Source organism: Pseudomonas sp. Leaf58, from assembly GCF_003627215.1.
GTDB lineage: Bacteria > Pseudomonadota > Gammaproteobacteria > Pseudomonadales > Pseudomonadaceae > Aquipseudomonas.
The window spans coordinates 1,629,616-1,648,773 of the sequence record NZ_CP032677.1 but is presented as its reverse complement, the minus strand read 5'-3'; the positions used below and the strand labels follow the sequence as shown (position 1 = coordinate 1,648,773).

Below are 19,158 nucleotides of genomic sequence, written 5' to 3'. Positions count from 1 at the left end.
AAAGACGACTCAAACGACTGGATTGGTATGCACCACCCGCCCAGCCGCCGCCGGCCGATTCACGAACAACACCTCCAACACACTGGTGTGCAAGCCCTTCAGCGCATTCCAGTTGGCCGACGCATGCACGTACTTGTCGCGCAACAAACGCTGCTCATCATCGCTCAACCCAGGCTGGTCACACTCACCCAAGGCAAATGCATGCAGCTTGCGGCTGATACCTAGCAACTCCTCCGGTAGCAAATGCTCAGCCTGCCCGCCCAGTGGCGCAAACGGTACGCCTGCACGCACGGCCAATTCACGCATTACGCTCAAGTACACACGGGAAAGCTGCCCCGCCACCTCCCGCTGCCGAAACACCGCCGCATACACTTGCTTTTCCGCCTCATTGCGCTGGCCACCGGCAATTGGCACCTCCCAGGCCAGCACCTGCGGCTTGGGCGCGGCCAGTTCAGCAAACGTCGAAGCCAGCAAGGCCTCGACCGCCGCATACACCCGCGTGCGCTCGGCGCGCATGCCCAGCGGCACGCGTTGTGACTGCGGTTTGCACAGCAGCACCTGCTCTTGCGTGGTTTGTGGGTAACCACCGCCAATGTTCGAGTGCACACCCGGCAGCACGATGTCATGGCTGCTGCCCACCAGCGGGAAGTTGTGCCGCTGCTCGTCCGCCGCTACCAATTGCACCACCTGCTTGGCAATGCCCGCGCCAAGGCCCAGGCGCAAGCCCGCATGGCGCTTGTCGGCAGTGGCGAAGTCACCCTGCAACGGCGCGACGATCGCCGCCACGGTGTCGAACAGGCCAATGAAGTTGATCTCGATGGCGCAGGGCACGGCCAGCAGCCGGCCGCCGCCATCGTGCAGCAGGTTGGCCAAATGCCGCACCGCCGCCGCGCCCCGGCTGAAGCCGAACAGGTCGAACACCACCCGCTCGAGCCTGGCCTGCGGATGCGCCTGGCGCCAACCCCGCAGTTGCTCGGCAATACCCGCCAACGCCTCGGCGACCCGCGCCTCGACCCCCGTGCGCCCACAGCCGGTGGCCGAGGCATACACATGATCTGCCTCGCCCGCCACGGTGCCGATGCCCTCGACATAGCGTTTCAGCAACGCCAGGGTGCCGGCGCCAGTGCCCTCGCCCACCGGGTAGAGTGCGTACAACAGGGCTATATTGGTGAGCGCATTGCCATAACTCCCCTCCTTCCCCCCCGGCTCATCCCCGCGCCTGGCATTGTCCTGGTTGTTACCGGTGCCATCGAAGAACACCCCAAAACGCAGGGTGACCTGCGTAGGAAGGTTCGTGCTGCAGCTGTTCAGGTCCATCATCGTGCCTCTGCTTGCCCAAAAAAGCACAAGCAGGCGCCAGCACCCCGTAGCGAAACATCAGCCAAAGGCCAGCCACCTGCAGGACATTTCTGTACCTGCATGGCCCCTGACACGGATAAATTTCCCAGCCGCCATTGGTCGCCACCCCCCCGGATGGATTAAAGTATCCCCCCTTGCCAGGGCAGCTGCGTTCAGCCCGCCCGCGGCCCCATACCAGGAACCGTCGCCGATGGAACACCGTGACGCGCTGATCGCGCTGCGCACTTTTCTTTCTTCCCAAATCCTGGGCCAGGAAAAACTGGTCGAGCGGCTGCTGATCGTGCTCTTGGCCGACGGCCACATGTTGGTCGAAGGTGCGCCGGGCCTGGCCAAGACCAAAGCCATCAAAGAGCTCGCCGAAGGCATCGAGGCGCAGTTCCATCGTATCCAGTTCACCCCCGACCTGCTCCCGGCCGACATCACCGGCACCGAAATCTACCGCCCAGAAACCGGCAGCTTCGTGTTCCAGCAGGGGCCGATCTTCCATAACCTGGTGCTGGCCGACGAAATCAACCGCGCCCCGGCCAAGGTGCAGTCGGCGCTGCTCGAAGCCATGGCCGAGCGCCAGGTCAGCGTAGGCCGCAGCACCTACGACCTGTCGCCGCTGTTCCTGGTCATGGCCACGCAGAACCCGATCGAGCAGGAAGGCACTTACCCGCTGCCCGAAGCGCAGCTCGACCGCTTCTTGATGCACGTGAAAATCGGCTTCCCCGACGCGGCGGTGGAACGGCGCATCCTGGCCCAGGCCCGTGGTGAAGCCCTGGGCGGCGAAACCAAGCCCGAGCGCCGGGTCAGCCAACAGGCCATTTTCGCCGCACGCAAGGAAATCCTCGGCCTGTACATGGCCGACGCGGTAGAGGAATACCTGGTGCAACTGGTGATGGCCACGCGTACCCCGGCCAAGTTCGACAGTGAACTGGCCGACTGGATCGCCTACGGCGCCAGCCCGCGTGGTTCCATTTCACTGGACCGCTGCGCACGCGCCCACGCCTGGCTGGCCGGGCGCGACTTCGTCAGCCCCGAAGACATCCAGGCGGTACTGTTCGACGTGCTGCGCCACCGTATCATCCTGTCCTTCGAGGCCGAAGCGGCGGGGATCGACCAGGACCGCGTGGTCCAGCGCATCCTCGACGTCGTCGCCGTTGCCTGACCCCATGCCCACCACGCCGTTGGCCGAACCTGGCATCCGCACCGGCCTTGCCGAGCTGATCGACATGCGCCACCGCGTGCGTGAAATTCAGCTGTTTTCCCGGCCCGGCCAGCGCAGCCCGCTGGTGGGCCTGCACCACTCCAAACTGCGCGGGCGCGGCGTGGACTTCGACCAGGTGCGGGTGTACCAGGCCGGCGACGATGTGCGCAACATCGACTGGCGCGTCACCGCGCGCACCCAGGAGCCGCACACCAAGCTGTTCCACGAAGAACGCGAACGGCCGATCTTCATCCTCGTCGAACAAAGCCAACGGCTGTTCTTCGGCTCGGGGCTGATGTTCAAGTCGGTGCTCGCAGCGCATGCCGCCGCGCTGTTCGGTTGGGCCGCACTGGGCCATAACGACCGCATCGGCGGGCTGGTGTTCGGTGACAACGAGCACCACGAAATCAAACCCCGGCGTAGCAAGCAGAGCCTGCTGCAACTGCTCAACCGCCTGGCCAAGGTCAACCAGGCCCTGCACACCGAGGCCACGCCTGGGGCCGACAGCCTCGGCCTGGCCCTGCGCCGCGCCCGCGAAGTGCTGCGCCCGGGCAGCCTGGCCATCGTGATCTGCGACGAACGCTCGCTCACCGCCCAGGTGGAACAGCACCTGGCCATGCTCTCGCGTCATTGCGACCTGTTGTTGCTGCCGGTTTCCGACCCACTGGACCACGCCCTGCCCGCCGCCGGCCTGTTGCGTTTTGCCCAGCGCAGCGCGCAACTGGAGCTCGACACCCTGGATGCCAACCTGCGCCAGGCCTACCGCCAGCAGGCCGAAGCGCGCATCGAACGCTGGGAGCTGATGGCGCAAAAGCTGCGTGTGCTGCTGATGCCACTGAGCACGCAAAGCGAAATGATCGAGCAACTGCGTGAGTACCTCAACGCCCAGCGGCCGCGGAGCGCGTCATGAACCCGCTCGACCAACTGCAGCCGCTGATCGCTCCCGCGCCCATCAGCCTGTGGCCACCCGCACCGGGCTGGTGGGTGCTGCTGGCCGTGCTGCCACTGCTGGGCTGGGGCGTGTGGCGGCTGCGCCGCTGGCGCCCAGGCAAGCGCCGTATCGTGCGCGCCGAACAACCACTGGACCCGGTGCGCGTAGAAGCCCTGGCCGAGCTGGCCCGGCTGCCCCGCCCCTACGACGGCGCCCCGGCTGGGGCCTGGCTGCAACAGATCAACGCCCTGCTCAAGCGCCTGTGCCGCAGCCACTATCCCGGGGCCAACAGCCATACCCTCAACGGCCGGCAATGGCTGGCGTTTCTCGACAACCGCTGCCCGGCCGCCGGCCTGACGCGCTGGATGGTGCTGGTCGAAGGTGCCTACAAGCCCGAGTGCAAGCTCGACGACAAAGCCATCATCGGGCTTAGCCAAGCCGTCGAAACCTGGATCCGCAAGCATGTTTGAACTGGCCTGGCCGTGGGTCTTCGCGCTGTTGCCGCTGCCGTGGCTAGCGCGCCTGGTGCTGCCTGCCGCCGACAGCGGCGAGCCGGTGCTCAAGGTGGGCTTCCTCAACGAACTGGAAGGCCTGGCTGGGCGCCGGGCGCGGCTCAACCTGCCGACTTGGCGCCAACAGGCGCCGTACGTCGTCATCTGGCTGTTGTTGCTGTGCGCCGCCGCCCGCCCGCAATGGCTGGGCGACCCGGTACCGGTGGCGGCCAGCGGCCGCGACCTGCTGGTAGCGGTGGATGTGTCCGGCTCGATGGACTTCCCCGACATGCAGTGGCAAAACGAAGACATCAGCCGCCTCGACCTGGTCAAGGCGCTGCTCGGCGACTTTTTGCAAGACCGTGAAGGCGACCGCGTAGGCCTGATCCTGTTCGGCAGCCAGGCCTACCTGCAGGCCCCGCTCACCTTCGACCGGCGTACCGTACGCACCTTCCTCATGGAGGCGCAGATCGGCATCGCCGGCAAGAACACCGCCATCGGCGACGCCATCGGCTTGGCGGTGAAGCGCCTGCGCCAACGCCCGGCACAAAGCCGAGTACTGGTGCTGATCACCGACGGCGCCAACAACGGTGGGCAGATCCACCCGCTGACCGCCGCCCGCCTGGCCGCCCAGGAAGGCGTGCGCATCTACACCATCGGCATCGGTGCCAACCCCGAGGCCAGTGGCACCCCTGGCCTGCTCGGCCTCAACCCGAGCCTGGACCTGGACGAAGCCTCGCTCAAGGAAATCGCCGAGATCACCCACGGTGCCTACTTCCGCGCCCACGACGGCGCCGAGCTGGGCGCCATCGGTGACACCCTCGACCAGCTCGAACCGGTGGCCCAGCAACCGACCCAGGCACGCACGGCCAAGGCCCTGTACGCCTGGCCCCTGGCCCTGGCGTTGCTGCTCAGCGTGCTGCTGGTGGTGGCCGTGCAATGGCCTGACAACCTGCTGCAGCGGGTGCTGCGCAAGCCGCGCTTCCTGCAGCCGCACCCGGAATGGCGCCAGCGCCTGAAGCGCCTGCGCCTAAGGAGGCGGCGATGAGCGAACTGTGGCCCGAATGGTTACGCCCGCTGTGGCTGCTGGCCGTGCCCCTGCTCGGCTGGCTGTTGTACAAGTTGTGGCACCGCCGCAAGCGGGCCGGGCGCTGGCAGATGATTCTGCCGCCGGCCTTCCATGGCGTGCTGCTGGGCGGCGGCAGCGGCAGCTCCAGCAAGCTGCCGTGGGTGGCGCTGGGCCTGGCCTGGGCGCTGGTGATCATGGCCCTGCTGGGGCCCAGCTGGCAGCGCGTGGAAGAAAGCCAGCAGCGCCCGGCGGACCCGCTGGTGATCCTGCTGGAACTGACCCCGCAGATGCTCGCCGAAGACACCCCGCCCAACCGCCTGGAACAGGCGCGGCGCAAGATCCTCGACTTGCTCGAGCAGCGCCGCGACAGCCAGACCGCACTGGTGGTCTACGCCGGCTCCGCGCACACCCTGGTGCCGTTGTCCGATGACCTCGCCACCACCCGCAACCTGCTCGAAGCGATCGAACCGTCGATCATGCCGCAAGCTGGCCAGCGCGCCGACCTGGCCGTGCAAAAGGGCCTGGCCCTGCTGGCCCAGAGCGGCCTGGGCCAAGGCCGCCTGCTGCTAATTGGCTCGTCGCTCAGCGCCCCCGAGCGCCAGGGCATCAGCCAGGCACTCGGTCGCCAGGGCCCAAGCCTGCTGATGCTGGGGATCGGTAGCCGTGAAGGCGCGCCAGTGCGCCAGGCCAACGGCGAATACCTCAAGGATGACCAGGGCGGCATCCTCCTGCCACGCCTGGACAGCGCCAGCCTCAAGGGCTTTATCAGCAGCACCGGCGGGCGCTACCGGCATGCCCGCATCGACGACCTCGACCTGCGCGGCCTGGGCCTGTTCGACACCCCGCACACCACCCGCCATGACGGCCAGACCCTGCAACTGGACAGCTGGGCCGACCAGGGTTACTGGTTGCTGATCCCGTTGTTGCTGCTGGCGGCCTGCGCCGGCCGGCGCGGCTGGCTATTCTGCCTGCCGCTGCTGCTGGCCCTGCCGCAACCCAGCCAGGCGTTCGAATTCAACGACCTGTGGCTGCGCCCCGACCAACAAGGCCAGCGCCTACTGCTGCAGAACCGCCCGGCCAGCGCTGCGCGCCACTTCCAAGACCCACAATGGCGCGGCATGGCGCTTTATCAGGCCGGCGACTATGCCGCTGCCGCCGAGGCGTTTGCCCAAGGCGATACCGCGCCAGCCCACTACAATCGAGGCAATGCCCTGGCGCGCAGCGGCGAACTGGAAGCCGCCCTGGACGCCTACGAGCAAGCCCTGGAACGCCAGCCCGACCTGCAAGCGGCGCTGGCCAACCAGGCGCTGGTGCAGCAATTGCTGCAACAGCGTGAAGCCAAGGCCGAGGAACAGCCGGCCAACAACGCTACCCAAGGCACGCCTGGCAGCGAAACCGAAGGCAACAGCAGCTCGGCCAGCAGCCCTGCGCAGGGCACACCCGGCAACGACGAACCCGCCAGCGCCGAACAACCCGGTGAAGGCAGCAACAGCAGCCAGGCCACAGCCGGCAACCAGGCGGGTGGCGACGACAGCGTCATTCAGCCGCCGCAGCGCCCGGTGTCGACCAGCCTTGACGCCGAACAGCGCCAAGCGCTGGAACAATGGCTGCGGGAGATCCCCGACAACCCGGCGGAACTGCTGCGGCGCAAATTCTGGTATGAACAGCAATTGCATCAGGAAACCCCACGATGAGTCGCTTCGGCGTCCTTCTGCTTACTACGTTGTGGGCCGTGCTGGCCCAGGCCGAACCGCTGCTCCAGGCCAGTGTCGACCGTACTCGCCTGCAAGCCGGCGAAAGCCTGGAGCTGACCCTGGAAAGCCAGGACGTCACCGAGTTCGGCAAGCCCGACCTGCGCGCATTGGAAGGCGACTTCGAAGTACGCGGCACGCGTCAGCTCAATAGCCTGCACACCCTCGACGGCGAAACCCGCGCCAGCACCCGCTGGATCATCACCCTGCTGCCGCGGCGCAGCGGCAGCCTGCGTATCCCCGAGCTGCAACTGGGCCAGTCACACAGCCAGGCCATCGAACTGCAAGTGCTGCAGGCCGATGCCAGCCGCCAGGACAGCGCCTCACAAGTGTTCATCGAAGCAACGCTGGACAGCGCCGACGTCTACGTCCAGGCCCAGGCCGTGCTGACCCTGCGCATCTACCATTCAGTGGCACTGTACGACGACAGCAGCCTCAGCCCACTGCAACTGGAGAACGCCAAGGTCGAGCCGCTGGGCGAATCGCGCACCTATGAAAAAGAGATCAACGGCGTTCGCCACGGCGTGATCGAAACCCGCTATGCCGTGTATGCCCAGCAAAGCGGTACCCTCGACATCCCGTCACTGACGTTCACCGCCACGGCCGCCGCCAGCTCGGACGAAGCGCCACAGGGCACAGGCACGGTCCGCGCCGGCCGCCAGCTGCAGGTGAGCTCGTTGCCGCTGCGCCTGTCGGTGCGCCCTATTCCTGCCGCCTGGCCCGCGGGTGTCGCGTGGCTGCCGGCCCGTAGCCTGACCCTGGAAGAGCACTGGAACCCCGAACCCGGCAACCAGCAGGTGCAAATCGGTGACTCGCTGACGCGCAACATCACCTTGCGCGCCGAAGGCTTGTCCAGCACCCAGCTGCCGCAGCTGCCGGCTACCGAAATCACCGGCCTGCGCCGCTACCCTGACCAGCCGTTGCTACGCAACGAAATCAGCGAGCGCGGCATGACCGCCAACCGTGAAGAGCGCGAAGCGCTGGTGCCGACCCACAGCGGCACGCTAGCCCTGCCGGCGTTGGAAGTGGCCTGGTGGAACACCCGCGAAGACCACCTGGAGCACAGCAGCCTGCCGGCGCGCACGCTGAATGTGCAGGACAACCCGGCGCTGAGCGCCGACACCCCGGTGAGCGACAGCAGCAGCGCCAGCACCCTGCTGTGGCCTTGGCAACTGGCCACCTTGGTATTCGCGCTGACCAGCGTGCTGGGCTTCGCCCTGTGGTGGCGCGCCCGCTCGCGACCGGCGGTGCTGCGCGCCGCGCAGAGCGGGCCAAGCCCGCGTACCTTGCTGGATGATCTCAAACGCGCCTGCCAGGCCAACGATCCCCACGCTACCCGCCAGGCACTGGATGCCTGGGCCCGCCAGCAGCCGGAAACCCTGGCCGAAATGGCGGCACGGTTCGTGCCGTTGTCGGATGCGCTGGATGGGTTGAACGGGGCGTTGTATAGCGAGGGCGGGCAGTATTGGCAGGGTGAGGATTTGTGGCGGGCGATTGGTACGATACCGCCAGCGGAGCAGGTGTTGTTGCCAGCTGGGGAGAATGGCAGCTTGCCGCCGCTGTATCCCAAGTGAGGTGGGTGGGGGCTGGAGATTGGGTTAGGGCCCCAATCCCCCACCATGCACCCCGAAGCCAGCTTGGGTTACCATACCGCCCTTGCGCAACGCCCATCTCCCAAGCCAAGCCCTCGCTTGCTCGACTCGATACCAACAGGTCATCCATGCGTCTGTTTCATACCTCCGACTGGCACCTGGGCCAAAGCCTGCACGGCCAGGAACGCGATTTCGAACACGCCTGCTTCCTCGACTGGCTGCTCGGCCAGCTGCACCTGCGCCAGCCGGATGCGTTGCTGATCGCCGGCGATATCTTCGACACGGTCAACCCACCGGTCAAAGCCCAGGAGCGCCTCTACGACTTCATCGTCAATGCCCACGAGCAACAGCCCAAGCTGGACATCGTGATGATCGCCGGCAACCACGACTCGGGCTCACGCATCGAGCTGCCCGCCGCCCTCATGCGTCGCCTGCGCACCCATGCCCTGGGCCGTGTGCACTGGCTGGACGAGGGCCAGCTGGACGCCGAGCGCCTGCTGATCCCGCTGACCAATGGCCGTGGCAAAGTCGCCGCCTGGTGCCTGGCTTTGCCCTTCCTGCGCCCGGCCGAGGTCACCGGCCCGAACCTTGGCGATGACTACCTGCAAGGCATCACCCAGGTGCACCAGCAACTGATCGCCGCCGCGCAAAAAAAACGCAAGAAAGACCAGGCGCTGATCGCCATCAGCCACGCGCACATGGCCGGTGGTGCAGTTTCTGAAGACTCCGAACGCAGCCTGATCATCGGCAACGCCGAGGCGCTGCCGGCCAAGCTGTTCGACAAGGCCATCAGCTATGTCGCCCTGGGCCACCTGCACAAGCCGCAGAAGGTCAACCGCGAAGAACGCATCCGCTACAGCGGCTCGCCAATCCCGCTATCGTTCGCCGAAATCAACTACCCACACCAGGTGTTGGAAGTGGAGCTGGATGGCACCGGCCTGGTCAGCGTCGAACCGCGCCCAGTACCGCGCGCCGTGGCCCTGCAACGGGTCGGCCCGGCACCGTTGGGCGAGCTGCTGGAACAACTGGCCAGCCTACCGGTAATCGACCTGCTCGAAGACCCCAACCGCCAGCCCTGGCTAGAGGTGCGGGTGATACTCGACGAGCCGCAGCCCGACTTGCGCCAGCAGGTCGAAACCGCACTGCAAGGCAAAGCCGTGCGGCTGATCCGCATCAACGCCGAATACGCCGGCCGCAACAACGCCGAAGACGATGACCTGGCCTTTGTCGAACTGGCCCAGATGACCCCGCACGATCTGTTCAGCCGTGCCTGGGAGCAGGCCTACGGCAACCCCGCCGACGAGCAGGCCCTGGCCGACTTCGCCCTGCTGTTGCAGGACGTGCAGCTGGAAGAGGAACAGCCATGAAAATTCTCGCCATCCGCCTGAAGAACCTGGCATCGCTGGCCGGCCCGGTCGACATCGACTTCACCGCCGAGCCCCTGGCCAGCGCTGGCCTGTTCGCCATCACCGGGCCGACCGGTGCCGGCAAAAGCACCCTGCTCGACGCCCTGTGCCTGGCGCTGTTCGGCACCGTGCCACGGCTGAACGACATTGGCCGCGAAGCCAAAGTGCCAGACGCGGACGGCGATATCCCCACCTCCGACCCGCGCAACCTACTGCGCCGGGGCACCGGCAGCGGCTTTGCCGAAGTCGATTTCGTCGGCATCGATGGCCGCCGCTACCGCGCCCGCTGGGAAGCCAACCGCGCCCGCGACAAGGCCAACGGCAAGCTACAGCACAGCCGCCAAAGCCTCTGCGACCTGGACAGCGAGCAGGTGCTGGGCAGCGGCAAAAACGAATACAAACAACTGGTCGAAGCCCGCCTGGGCCTGAACTTCGAGCAGTTCACCCGCGCGGTGATGCTGGCCCAGAGCGAGTTCGGCGCGTTCCTCAAGGCCGACGACCGAGAGCGCAGCGAGCTGCTGGAAAAGCTCACCAACACCGCCATCTATACCCGCCTGGGCCAGCGCGCCTTCAGCAAGGCCCGCGAAGCCGGCGAAGCCCACAATGCCCTCAAAGAGCGCGCCAGCCACCTGTTGCCAATGGCCGCCGACGCCCGCACCGACCTCGACCAGCGCCTGGAGCAGGCGCAGCAGCAGTTCAAGGCTGACCAGGCCGGCGAGCGCCAGCTGGAGCAGCAACGCAACTGGCTGAATGAACAATGCCAACTGCAGGCCCAGTACGCCGCAGCCGGCACCGCGCTGCAAGCCGCCGAACAGGCCTGGCAGCAGCTGGCTGAACAGCGCCAGGACCTGATGCGCCTGGAGCGGCTGGCCCCGCAGCGCCATCAGTTCCACCGCCAGCAGACGCTGAGCGCACAACTGGCGCCAGTGGCGGAAAAAATTGCCGAACAACAGCGCCAGCAAGCTGATCTTCAGCTGCGCACCAGCGAACTCGAACAGGCACTGGAAGCCGCGCGCCAGGCGCTTGCCAACCGCCAGGCCCAACACAGCGAAAACGCCCCAGGCCTGCGCCAGGCCTTTGCTGCCCAGGACAACCTGGCCCGCCTGGAGCTGGAGCTGACTGCGCAACGCAACGCCAGCCAGCAGGCCGACCAGCAGGTCGTCGAAGGCCAACAGCAGCTGCAGCAACTGGAAGCCAACCAGCAGCGCAGCCTGCAACAACTGGCGCAAATCGACAGCGCACTCGCCGACAGCCAGCACCTGGCGGGCCTGGCCGATGCCTGGCATGCCTACCTGCCGCAATTGAAGCAGGTGATGCTGATCGGCGGCCGCCTGGCCAAAGGCCGTGAAGAACTGCCCGGCCTGCAGGCCCAGGCCAGCCAGGCCAATGCGCACTTGCAAGCCGAGCGCGACGCCTACGACCTGTTGTTCCGCGAAGCCAAGGCCGAGCCCCAGGCCCTGGCCGAACAGATCGACCTGCTGGGCGGCATGCTGCTGGACAACCGCAAGCAGCAGCGCGCCGTCGAAGAATTGTCGCGCCTGCATGGCCGGGAACTGGAACTGCGCCAGCAACTGCAGAGCGTGCGCGAACGGCAGCAGCAGGCCCAGCAGCAGCGCCAGCAACTGATCGGCGAAGGCACTGCCGCCAAGGCCGAGCTGGAAGCCGCTGAGCAGGCGCTCAACCTCACCCGCCAGTTGCTGGAGCGCCAGCGCCTAGCACGCAACACCAGCGTCGAAGCGTTGCGCGACCAGCTGCGCGACGGCGAACCCTGCCCCGTGTGCGGCAGCGCCGAGCACCCGTTCCACCAACCTGAAGCATTGCTGCAAAGCCTGGGTCGCCATGACCAGGCCGAGGAAGACGCCGCGCACAAGCAGGTCGAAACCCTCAATACCAGGCTGGTGGAGCTGCGTACCCAGCTGGGGGTGGTCAACGCCCAGCTCAAGGACTACCAGCAGCAACAGCAGCAACTGGGCGAACAGCTGCAACCGCTGGTAGCCCAAGTGCAGGCGCACAGCCTCTGGCCCGCGCTTGCGCCGCAGGACGACAAGGCCCGCAGTGCTTGGCTGGACAGCCAGCTACGCCGGCTGGACGCAGAAATCGGCCAGGACGAGAAACGCCAGAGCGCCCTGCTCGCCCTGCAAAAAAACGCCGCCCGCCTCAACCAGCAATTGCAGGCTGCCTACGACGCCCAACAGCAGGCCCAGCGCCACCTGGAGCAACAGCACCAAGCGCTGGCCAACGATGAGCAGCAGTTGCAGCAAGGCCTGAGCGACCTGGCCTGCGTGTTGCCCGAGCAGGCCCTCAAGGCCCTTAACGACGACCCGGCCAATGCCTTCCTCGCCCTCGACCAGCAAATTGCTCAGCGCCAGCAATACATGGAGCAGCGCAAGGACGAGCAAGAAGAACTGCAAGCCCGCCAAACCCAGCTGGACAAGCTGCGCGACCAGCAGCAAGCGCGTGTGCAAACCCAGCAACAGTGGCAACAGAAACTCGCCGCCCTTGACCAACAACGCCAGCAGGCCCAAGCCTCGCTTGGCGAACTGCTAGGCGAACATGCCAGCGCCGAAGCCTGGCAACAGCACATGGACGCCGCCCTGGAGCAAGCCCGCGCCCTTGAGGCCGACACCGCCCAGCGCCTGCAAGCGCTGCGGACCCAGGGCGTGCAACTGGCCGGCGAGCTCAAGGCCAACGCCCAGCAGCAACAGGCGCTGGAGGCCGAGAGCCAGCAGTTGCAGGCCCAGATCGCCCAGTGGCGCAGCGAACACCCAGAGCTGGATGACGCCGGCCTGGGCCGCTTGTTGGCCATGGCGGATGCCCAGGTGAATGAGCTGCGCCAGCACCTGCAAGGCGCCGAGAAGGCTATCGAACAGGGCCGCGTGCTGCTGCAGGAGCGTGAGCAACGCCTGCAACAACATGCCGCGCACATGACCGTGGCCACCTCGGCCGAAGCCTTGGAGCACGCCCTGGCCGAACTGCGTGAACGCCTGGCCGGCCATGAGCAGCAATGCGCCGAATTGCGTGCCCAGCAGGCCGATGACCAGCGTCGCCAGCAGGCCCACCAGGCGTTGGCCGCAGAAATCGAGCAGGCCCGTGAGCAATGGCAGCGCTGGGCGCGTTTAAGCACACTGATCGGCTCGGCCTCTGGCGATGTGTTCCGCAAGATCGCCCAGGGCTACAACCTCGACCTGCTGCTGCACCACGCCAACGCCCAGCTGCGCCAATTGGCTCGGCGTTATCGCCTCAAACGCGGCGGCAGCGCCCTGGGCCTGCTGGTGCTGGACACCGAGATGGGCGATGAACTGCGTTCGGTGCACTCGCTGTCGGGCGGGGAAACCTTCCTGGTGTCGCTGGCACTGGCCCTGGGCCTGGCGTCGATGGCCTCCAGCACCCTGCGTATCGAATCGTTGTTCATCGACGAAGGTTTCGGCAGCCTCGACCCCGAGTCGCTGCAACTGGCCATGGACGCCCTCGACGGCTTGCAGGCCCAAGGCCGCAAGGTAGCGGTCATTTCCCACGTGCAGGAAATGCACGAACGCATCCCGGTGCAAATCCAGGTGCGCCGCCAGGGCAACGGCCTGAGTGACGTGGAGGTGTGCGGGTGATCCTCTACTCGTTCCGCCGCTGCCCCTGGGCCATGCGCGCGCGCTTGGCGCTGCGCTATGCCGGGTGTGAGGTGGAGATTCGCGAGGTGGCGATGAAGCACAAGCCGGCGGAACTGCTGGCCTTGTCGCCAAAGGGCACGGTGCCGGTACTGGATACCGGTGCCGGCGTGCTGGAAGAGAGCCTGGACATCATGCGCTGGGCGCTGGCGCAAAACGACCCGCAGGATTGGCGGCTGCAGGCCGACCCTGCGGCGGCGCAGCTGGCTGAAACGTTGATTACGCGTAACGACAGCACGTTCAAGGCGCAAGTGAACCTGTACAAATATGCCGAACGCTACCCGGCGCATTCGCGCGAGCATTACCGCCAGCAGGCCGAGGGTTGGCTGGCGGAGCTCGAAGGCCTGCTGGTGGGCCGGGCCTACTTGCTGGCCGACCATCCAAGCATTGCCGATGCCGCGTTGCTACCCCTGATGCGCCAGTTTGCCGGGGTCGAACCGCTGTGGTTCGCCGAGGCGGCTTACCCGCGGGTGCGGGGCTGGCTGGAGGGGTGGTTGGCTTCGGCGTTGTTCAGGTCAGTGATGGTCAAATAGTGAGGCAGCGAATTCTTCCCAGCCATCACTCGATGAACTTCAGGTCCGAAGGCGCATCCTGCTGCAACGTCTGCACCGTCTCCAGCAGTTTGCCGCTGCGCGGATCGCGGCGTATGACCACGATCTGGTTGCTCTTCTGGTTGGCCACCAGCAAGAACTTGTCACTCGGGTCGAGGGCGAACTCCGGGGGGTGATCACCCTCCACCGAACGGCGCTGCAGCAACGTCAGCTGGCCGTCCTGCTTGCCCACGCTGAAGGCGACGATCTCGTTGGCCGTGCCGCGGTTGCTCACGTACAGAAAGCGCCCGTCCGCCGACAGGTGCAAGCCACCAGCCGCCTTGGCCGCCGCGTCCTGCTGTTCGCTCAGCGGCAGGCGCTGGCGCTCGAGCAGGGCATTGTCCTTGACATCGAACATCACCACTTCGCCACTCATTTCCAGCGTCAGGTAGGCATGCCGGCCGGGGGCGTCGAACAGCAGGTGGCGTGGCCCACTGCCTGGCGGCAGGTCGACCGAGGCTGGGATTGCCGGGCTTAATGGGCGATCCGGGCTGGCACCGTCGTAGCGGTAGATGAACACCTTGTCTGCGCCCAAGTCGCAAGCGTAGGCATGCTGACCATTGGGCGAGAGCACCAACGCATGCACATGGGCACCGGCCTGGCGCTCGCGGTTGACGCCGCTGGGCGTGTGCCGCAGTTGCTGTACTACCTTGCCGAGCTTGCCGTCCTTGGCCACCGGGATCACCACCAGGCTGCCGCCTGGGTCAGGCTTGACCGCATAGTTGGCCACGAACAGGTAACGCTGGTCACGGCTCAGGCTGGCGTGGGTCGGCTCGTCGCCTTGGGTAGCCACCTGATTGATCGGCTTGAGCTCACCCTTGGCGCTGACACTGAAACTGCTGGCGTGGCCGCCCGCGGTTTCATTGACCGCGAACAGCAGGCGCTGGTCGGCCGACAGCACCAGCCATGAAGGGCTGACGCTTTTCACCACCTGCTGTGGGGTGGGGTCGATGCGGCCGGCCTTGTCGTCGAACTGATAGCGGTAGATACCCTGGCTGGCACCATCGGTGTAGCTGCCCACCAGCAACGTGGCAGCGTGGGCATGAAGCGTCACGCTCATCAGGCTAGCGGTCAGCAGGCTGGTCCAGGTGCGGTTCATCTTGGTCCTCATCCGGGGCACGGAAGGCACTCATACAGACTAGCCGATGCTCGCCGTTGGCATCGTTGAGTTGCCACTCATCACCTACGGCGGTGGCAGCAGCGACTTGCTCAGGGGTAAACGACCAACGACGAAGCTGGCGGCCGTCCATGCACTCGATGCTGAGGCCGGATTCGTCGGCGGTGAAATCGAAGGCGTGCAGGCCATCAATCAGGAGCATGTTGCAGGACTGCAGGGCGGTGGCTAGGGGGGACATGGGGGTACCAATCAGAAAGGAGTTGGCATTATAGCCATGGGGCTGCTTTGCAGCCCATCGCCGGCAAGCCAGCGCCCACAGGGGCCGCACAAATCTGGAGGTTTGCGCTGTACCTGTGGGAACTGGCTTGCCGGCGATGGGCCGCAAAGCGGCCCCCTGTGATTCAATGGGCGAAAATCGAGCCCCCCGCCTTGCCCACCATCTTCTCAGGCTTGATCAGGAACCGCGCCAGCGCCGGCAGCAGCCACAGTGCACCAAACATGTTCCACAGCAACATGAAGGTCAGCATCAAGCCCATGTCCGCCTGGAACTTGATTGCCGAGAAGATCCAGGTGCACACGCCAATGGCCAGGCACAGGCCGGTGAACAGCACCGCCTTGCCGGTCGAGCGCAGGGTCTGGTAATACGCCTCCTGCATCGGCAGACCGGCACGCAGGAAGCTCTCCAACCGGCTGTAGATGTAGATGCCATAGTCCACGCCAATGCCCACGCCCAGCGCCACCACCGGCAGGGTCGCCACCTTGACCCCAATGCCCATGTAGGCCATCAGCGCGTTGCCCAGCACCGACGTCAGCACCAGCGGCAGGACGATGCACAGGGTGGCGGCGAACGAGCGGAAGGTGATCAGGCACATCACTGCCACACAGATGTACACCAGGATGAGGATGGTCAGCTCGGCTGACTTGATCACCTCGTTGGTCGCCGCCTCGATCCCGGCGTTACCCGCCGCCAGCAAGAACTGCAGGCCTTCCTTGCTGTGGCTGTCGGCAAAGGCCTTGGCCACGGCGGTGACCCGCTCCAGCGTTTCGGCCTTGTGGTCGTTGAGGAACACCAGCACCGGCGCCAGCGAGCAGTCGCCGTTGTACAGGCCATCGGCGCGGGCGATGGAGTTGTTGAGGATGTCTGGGTTACGCGACAGGGTCTCCCATTTCAGGCTGCCCTCGTTCATGCCCTTGATCACCTGCTTGGACACGGTCACCAGGGAAATTGCCGACTGCACGCCCGGGGTGTTCTGCATGGTCCACATCAGCTCGTCGATCGGCGCCAGGGTCGAATGGATCGAGCAGCTTTCCGGCGGGGTCTTGACCATGATCACCAGCACGTCGGAACTGGTCGAGTAGTTGCTGATGATGAAGTTGTTGTCCTGGTTGTAACGCGAGTCGGGGCGTAGCTCTGGCGCGCCTTGGTCGAGGTCGCCGATCTTCAGGTTCTGGCTGTACCACAAGCCCCCGGCGAAGGCGACCAGGGCCAAGGCCACCGACACCGGCGCCACCTGGGCACTGGCAAAGTTCGACAGCAGGCGCCAGAACGGGTGCTCGCGGGTGGCGTCCTTCTTGCTGCGCTCGACGGCCTTGTTGCTGATGCCAACATAAGAGATGGCCACCGGCAGCAAGATCAGGTTGGTGAACACGATCACCGCCACGCCGATGGAGGCGCCAATGGCCAGTTCACGGATCACCCCGATGTCGATGATCAGCAGGGTGATGAAGCCCACGGCATCGGCCAGGATGGCGATCATCCCGGGTAGGAACAGCTGGCGGAAGGTGCGCCGGGCCGCGGTAAGGGCGTTGTCGGCGTCACTGGACTGCAGGGCGATGCCGTTGATCTTTTGCACGCCATGGGAAATACCGATGGCGAAAATCAGGAACGGCACCAGCATCGAGTACGGGTCCAGGCCAAAGCCCACCGCATGCATCAGGCCCAACTGCCAGACCACCGCTACCAAGGTGGTGATCAGCACGGCAATGGTGCTGCGAATACACCAGGTGAACCAGTACAACAGCACCCAGGTGATGGCCAGGGCGACAGCAAAGAACATCGCCACCATCACCAGGCCATCGATCAGGTCGCCGACCTTTTTGGCGAAACCGACGATGTGCACCTTCACGTTGGGGTTCTGCGCCTGGAACTTGTCGCGAATCTTCTCTTCCAGCTGGTGCGAGAACTGCTGGTAGTCCAGCTTCACCTGTTTGCCCGGGTCCTGCGGGTCGGGGTAACTCTCCAGCAGCGGTACGTCGACGATGCTCGACTTGAAGTTGTTGCCCACCAGGCGCCCCACCTGGCCGGACTTGAGCACGTTGTCGCGCAGGGTATCGAGGCTGTCCTGCGAGCCGTTGTAGGTGTTGGGGATGACCTCGCCACCGGAGAAGCCCTGTTCGGTGACCTCGCTCCAGCGCACGCTGGGGCTCCACAGCGACTTCAGCCCGGCACGGTCGACTCCGGGGAGGTAGAACACTTCGTCATGGACCTGCCGCAGGGTCTCCATGTAGTCCTTGTCGAAGATATCGCCGTTCACCGCCTCCACCGAGATGCGCACGGTGTTGCCAAGGTTGGCCAGGTCGTTGCGGTGCTCCATCATCTGTTCGATGAACGGGTGCTGCAGCGGGATCATCTTCTCGAAGCTGGTGGACGGGCGAATTTGCGTCGCCTGCCAGAACAGGAAAATGCTGACCAGCACGCACAGGGCAATGACCACAGGGCGGTTGTTGAAAATCAGGCGTTCGAGCAGCGTGGGCGTGTCCTGGTGATGCGGGTGCATGCTGATGCTCTCCCTGCTGGTCATGGCTGCACCTCCTGGTCAGCACCCTGCGCGTTGGCCAGGTGTACACCCCCCTGCCCCACCAGCAGCAGGCCACCATTGGCCAGGCCACTGACACCGGCCAGGGCGATGCGGTCGGCGCGGTTATAGACGCTGAAGGTCTGGCCATCATCGGTGCTGCGCAACACACTGCCGCCGTTGCCGACCAGTACCACGCTGCCATCTTCGACAAGCGTAGCGCCTGCCAGGCCGAATTCGAGGGTGCCGCGTGCGGCCTTGAGCTCGACCGGCTGCCAGCTGTCGCCGAAGTCGCTGGAACGGAACAGGTTGCCGCGCAGGCCGTAAGCCAGCAGGGTGTGCGACTGGGCGGTGCCAAGCACGCCGAACAGCGAGCCCTCGTAAGGGCCTTGGACCCTGGCCCAAGTCTGACCCTTGTCGGCCGAGCGGAACATGCCACCTTGCTCGCCGACGATGAACAGCCCGGCGTCGCGAACCTGGGCGATGCCGTTCAGGTGCAACTGGTCGGGGTTGTCCAGGCGCTCGGCTACGTCCTGCCAGTGCTGGCCGCCATCAGTGGTTTCCAGCAAGGCACCGTAGGCCCCTACAGCAAAGCCGTGCTGGGCATCGAGGAAGACGACATCGAGCAAGGGTGCTTCACGGGAGAGGTCTTCGAACTGCTTGTTCCAGGTGGCACCGCCGTCGCTGCTGCTGAGGATCTGCGCGTCATGGCCGACGGCCCAGCCGCGCTTGTCATCGAGGAAGAACACGGCGGTGAGCAGTTGCCGGGTGGGTACCCGGGCCTGTGTCCAGGTGCTGCCCTGGTCGTCGGAGAACAGGATATGCCCACGATCGCCCACCACCACCAGGCGCGTGCCGGCCTGGACAGCGTCGATCAGCAGGCTTTGGCTGGCCTTGGCCGATTCGGTGGAGTATTCGTCGGCCGGGGCGGCCTGGGCACTGTCGGCCCATACCCCCAATGCCAGTGCCAGCACCGCGCTGGCTGCCCATGGCCAGGCACCGCGCCTGTTCTGCTCCCTCATGACTGCCCCCTGTTGTGTTCTTGTTGGTGGGTCAATGCATTGCAGTTACTGCGAGAAGCCTGATCTAGAGGCCTGCAATAGCTTGAGGGGATCGTAGCGGGGATGTTTGCGGGAAGACAACGGGCGGGGTGTTATGTTTTGTTGTCGGGCCTGAAAAGCCGGGGCTGCTGTGCAGCCCCCTTGGCCC

The 19,158-nt window shown here is 65.7% G+C and carries 14 protein-coding genes; 9 read left to right on the top strand and 5 right to left on the bottom strand.

Translation table 11 applies throughout. The annotated features are described in order from the left end of the window. Positions 1 to 9: 9 nt before the first annotated feature. Positions 10 to 1,320, bottom strand: coding sequence for a DUF2235 domain-containing protein (locus DV532_RS07715; protein WP_056806285.1), 1,311 nt, complete (start codon positions 1,318 to 1,320; stop codon positions 10 to 12). 229 nt (positions 1,321 to 1,549) lie between these two features. Between DV532_RS07715 and DV532_RS07710 the strand changes: the two genes are divergently transcribed. From DV532_RS07710 to DV532_RS07670, 9 genes are all read left to right on the top strand, one after another. Next, positions 1,550 to 2,509, top strand: coding sequence for a MoxR family ATPase (locus DV532_RS07710; RefSeq protein WP_056806282.1), 960 nt, complete (start codon positions 1,550 to 1,552; stop codon positions 2,507 to 2,509). Between the two features lie 4 nt (positions 2,510 to 2,513). Continuing rightward, complete coding sequence (locus DV532_RS07705; RefSeq protein ID WP_056806280.1) at positions 2,514 to 3,458, top strand: DUF58 domain-containing protein; 945 nt, start codon at positions 2,514 to 2,516, stop codon at positions 3,456 to 3,458. Beyond that, entirely contained in the window at positions 3,455 to 3,949 is a 495-nt protein-coding gene (locus DV532_RS07700; RefSeq protein ID WP_056806278.1) for a DUF4381 domain-containing protein, read from the top strand. Before DV532_RS07705 ends, DV532_RS07700 begins: the two co-directional genes overlap by 4 nt. Beyond that, the gene (locus DV532_RS07695; RefSeq protein WP_056806276.1) at positions 3,942 to 5,018 is read left to right on the top strand and encodes a VWA domain-containing protein; all 1,077 of its coding nucleotides are present in this window, start codon (positions 3,942 to 3,944) and stop codon (positions 5,016 to 5,018) included. Before DV532_RS07700 ends, DV532_RS07695 begins: the two co-directional genes overlap by 8 nt. Further along, a complete protein-coding gene (locus DV532_RS07690) occupies positions 5,015 to 6,733 on the top strand; it encodes a tetratricopeptide repeat protein (protein WP_056806273.1) in 1,719 nt (572 codons plus the stop codon). Before DV532_RS07695 ends, DV532_RS07690 begins: the two co-directional genes overlap by 4 nt. Continuing rightward, a complete protein-coding gene (locus tag DV532_RS07685; protein WP_056806270.1) occupies positions 6,730 to 8,364 on the top strand; it encodes a BatD family protein in 1,635 nt (544 codons plus the stop codon). Before DV532_RS07690 ends, DV532_RS07685 begins: the two co-directional genes overlap by 4 nt. A 146-nt stretch (positions 8,365 to 8,510) precedes the next feature. Further along, positions 8,511 to 9,749: an exonuclease SbcCD subunit D C-terminal domain-containing protein gene (locus DV532_RS07680; protein ID WP_056806268.1), complete on the top strand. Its 1,239-nt coding sequence runs from the start codon at positions 8,511 to 8,513 to the stop codon at positions 9,747 to 9,749. Then, positions 9,746 to 13,390 carry an AAA family ATPase gene (locus DV532_RS07675; protein WP_056806265.1) on the top strand — a complete coding sequence of 1,215 codons (3,645 nt, stop codon included), beginning with the start codon at positions 9,746 to 9,748 and terminating at the stop codon, positions 13,388 to 13,390. Before DV532_RS07680 ends, DV532_RS07675 begins: the two co-directional genes overlap by 4 nt. Beyond that, positions 13,387 to 13,980 carry a glutathione S-transferase gene (locus DV532_RS07670; RefSeq protein ID WP_056806262.1) on the top strand — a complete coding sequence of 198 codons (594 nt, stop codon included), beginning with the start codon at positions 13,387 to 13,389 and terminating at the stop codon, positions 13,978 to 13,980. The genes DV532_RS07675 and DV532_RS07670 overlap by 4 nt, the downstream gene beginning before the upstream one ends. Before the next feature lie 25 nt (positions 13,981 to 14,005). Here DV532_RS07670 and DV532_RS07665 read toward each other — a convergent pair whose 3' ends face one another. The 4 genes from DV532_RS07665 to DV532_RS07650 form a co-directional block, all read right to left on the bottom strand. Beyond that, entirely contained in the window at positions 14,006 to 15,136 is a 1,131-nt protein-coding gene (locus DV532_RS07665) for a lactonase family protein (RefSeq protein WP_177339554.1), read from the bottom strand. After that, positions 15,102 to 15,392, bottom strand: a complete 291-nt coding sequence (locus DV532_RS07660; protein WP_056806259.1) for a DUF5629 family protein — start codon at positions 15,390 to 15,392, stop codon at positions 15,102 to 15,104. The genes DV532_RS07665 and DV532_RS07660 overlap by 35 nt, the downstream gene beginning before the upstream one ends. Before the next feature lie 163 nt (positions 15,393 to 15,555). Further along, complete coding sequence (locus DV532_RS07655; RefSeq protein WP_177339553.1) at positions 15,556 to 17,955, bottom strand: RND family transporter; 2,400 nt, start codon at positions 17,953 to 17,955, stop codon at positions 15,556 to 15,558. After that, on the bottom strand, positions 17,952 to 18,971 hold the full coding sequence (locus DV532_RS07650; protein ID WP_056806257.1) for a YCF48-related protein: 1,020 nt from the start codon (positions 18,969 to 18,971) through the stop codon (positions 17,952 to 17,954). Before DV532_RS07650 ends, DV532_RS07655 begins: the two co-directional genes overlap by 4 nt. Positions 18,972 to 19,158: the final 187 nt, after the last annotated feature.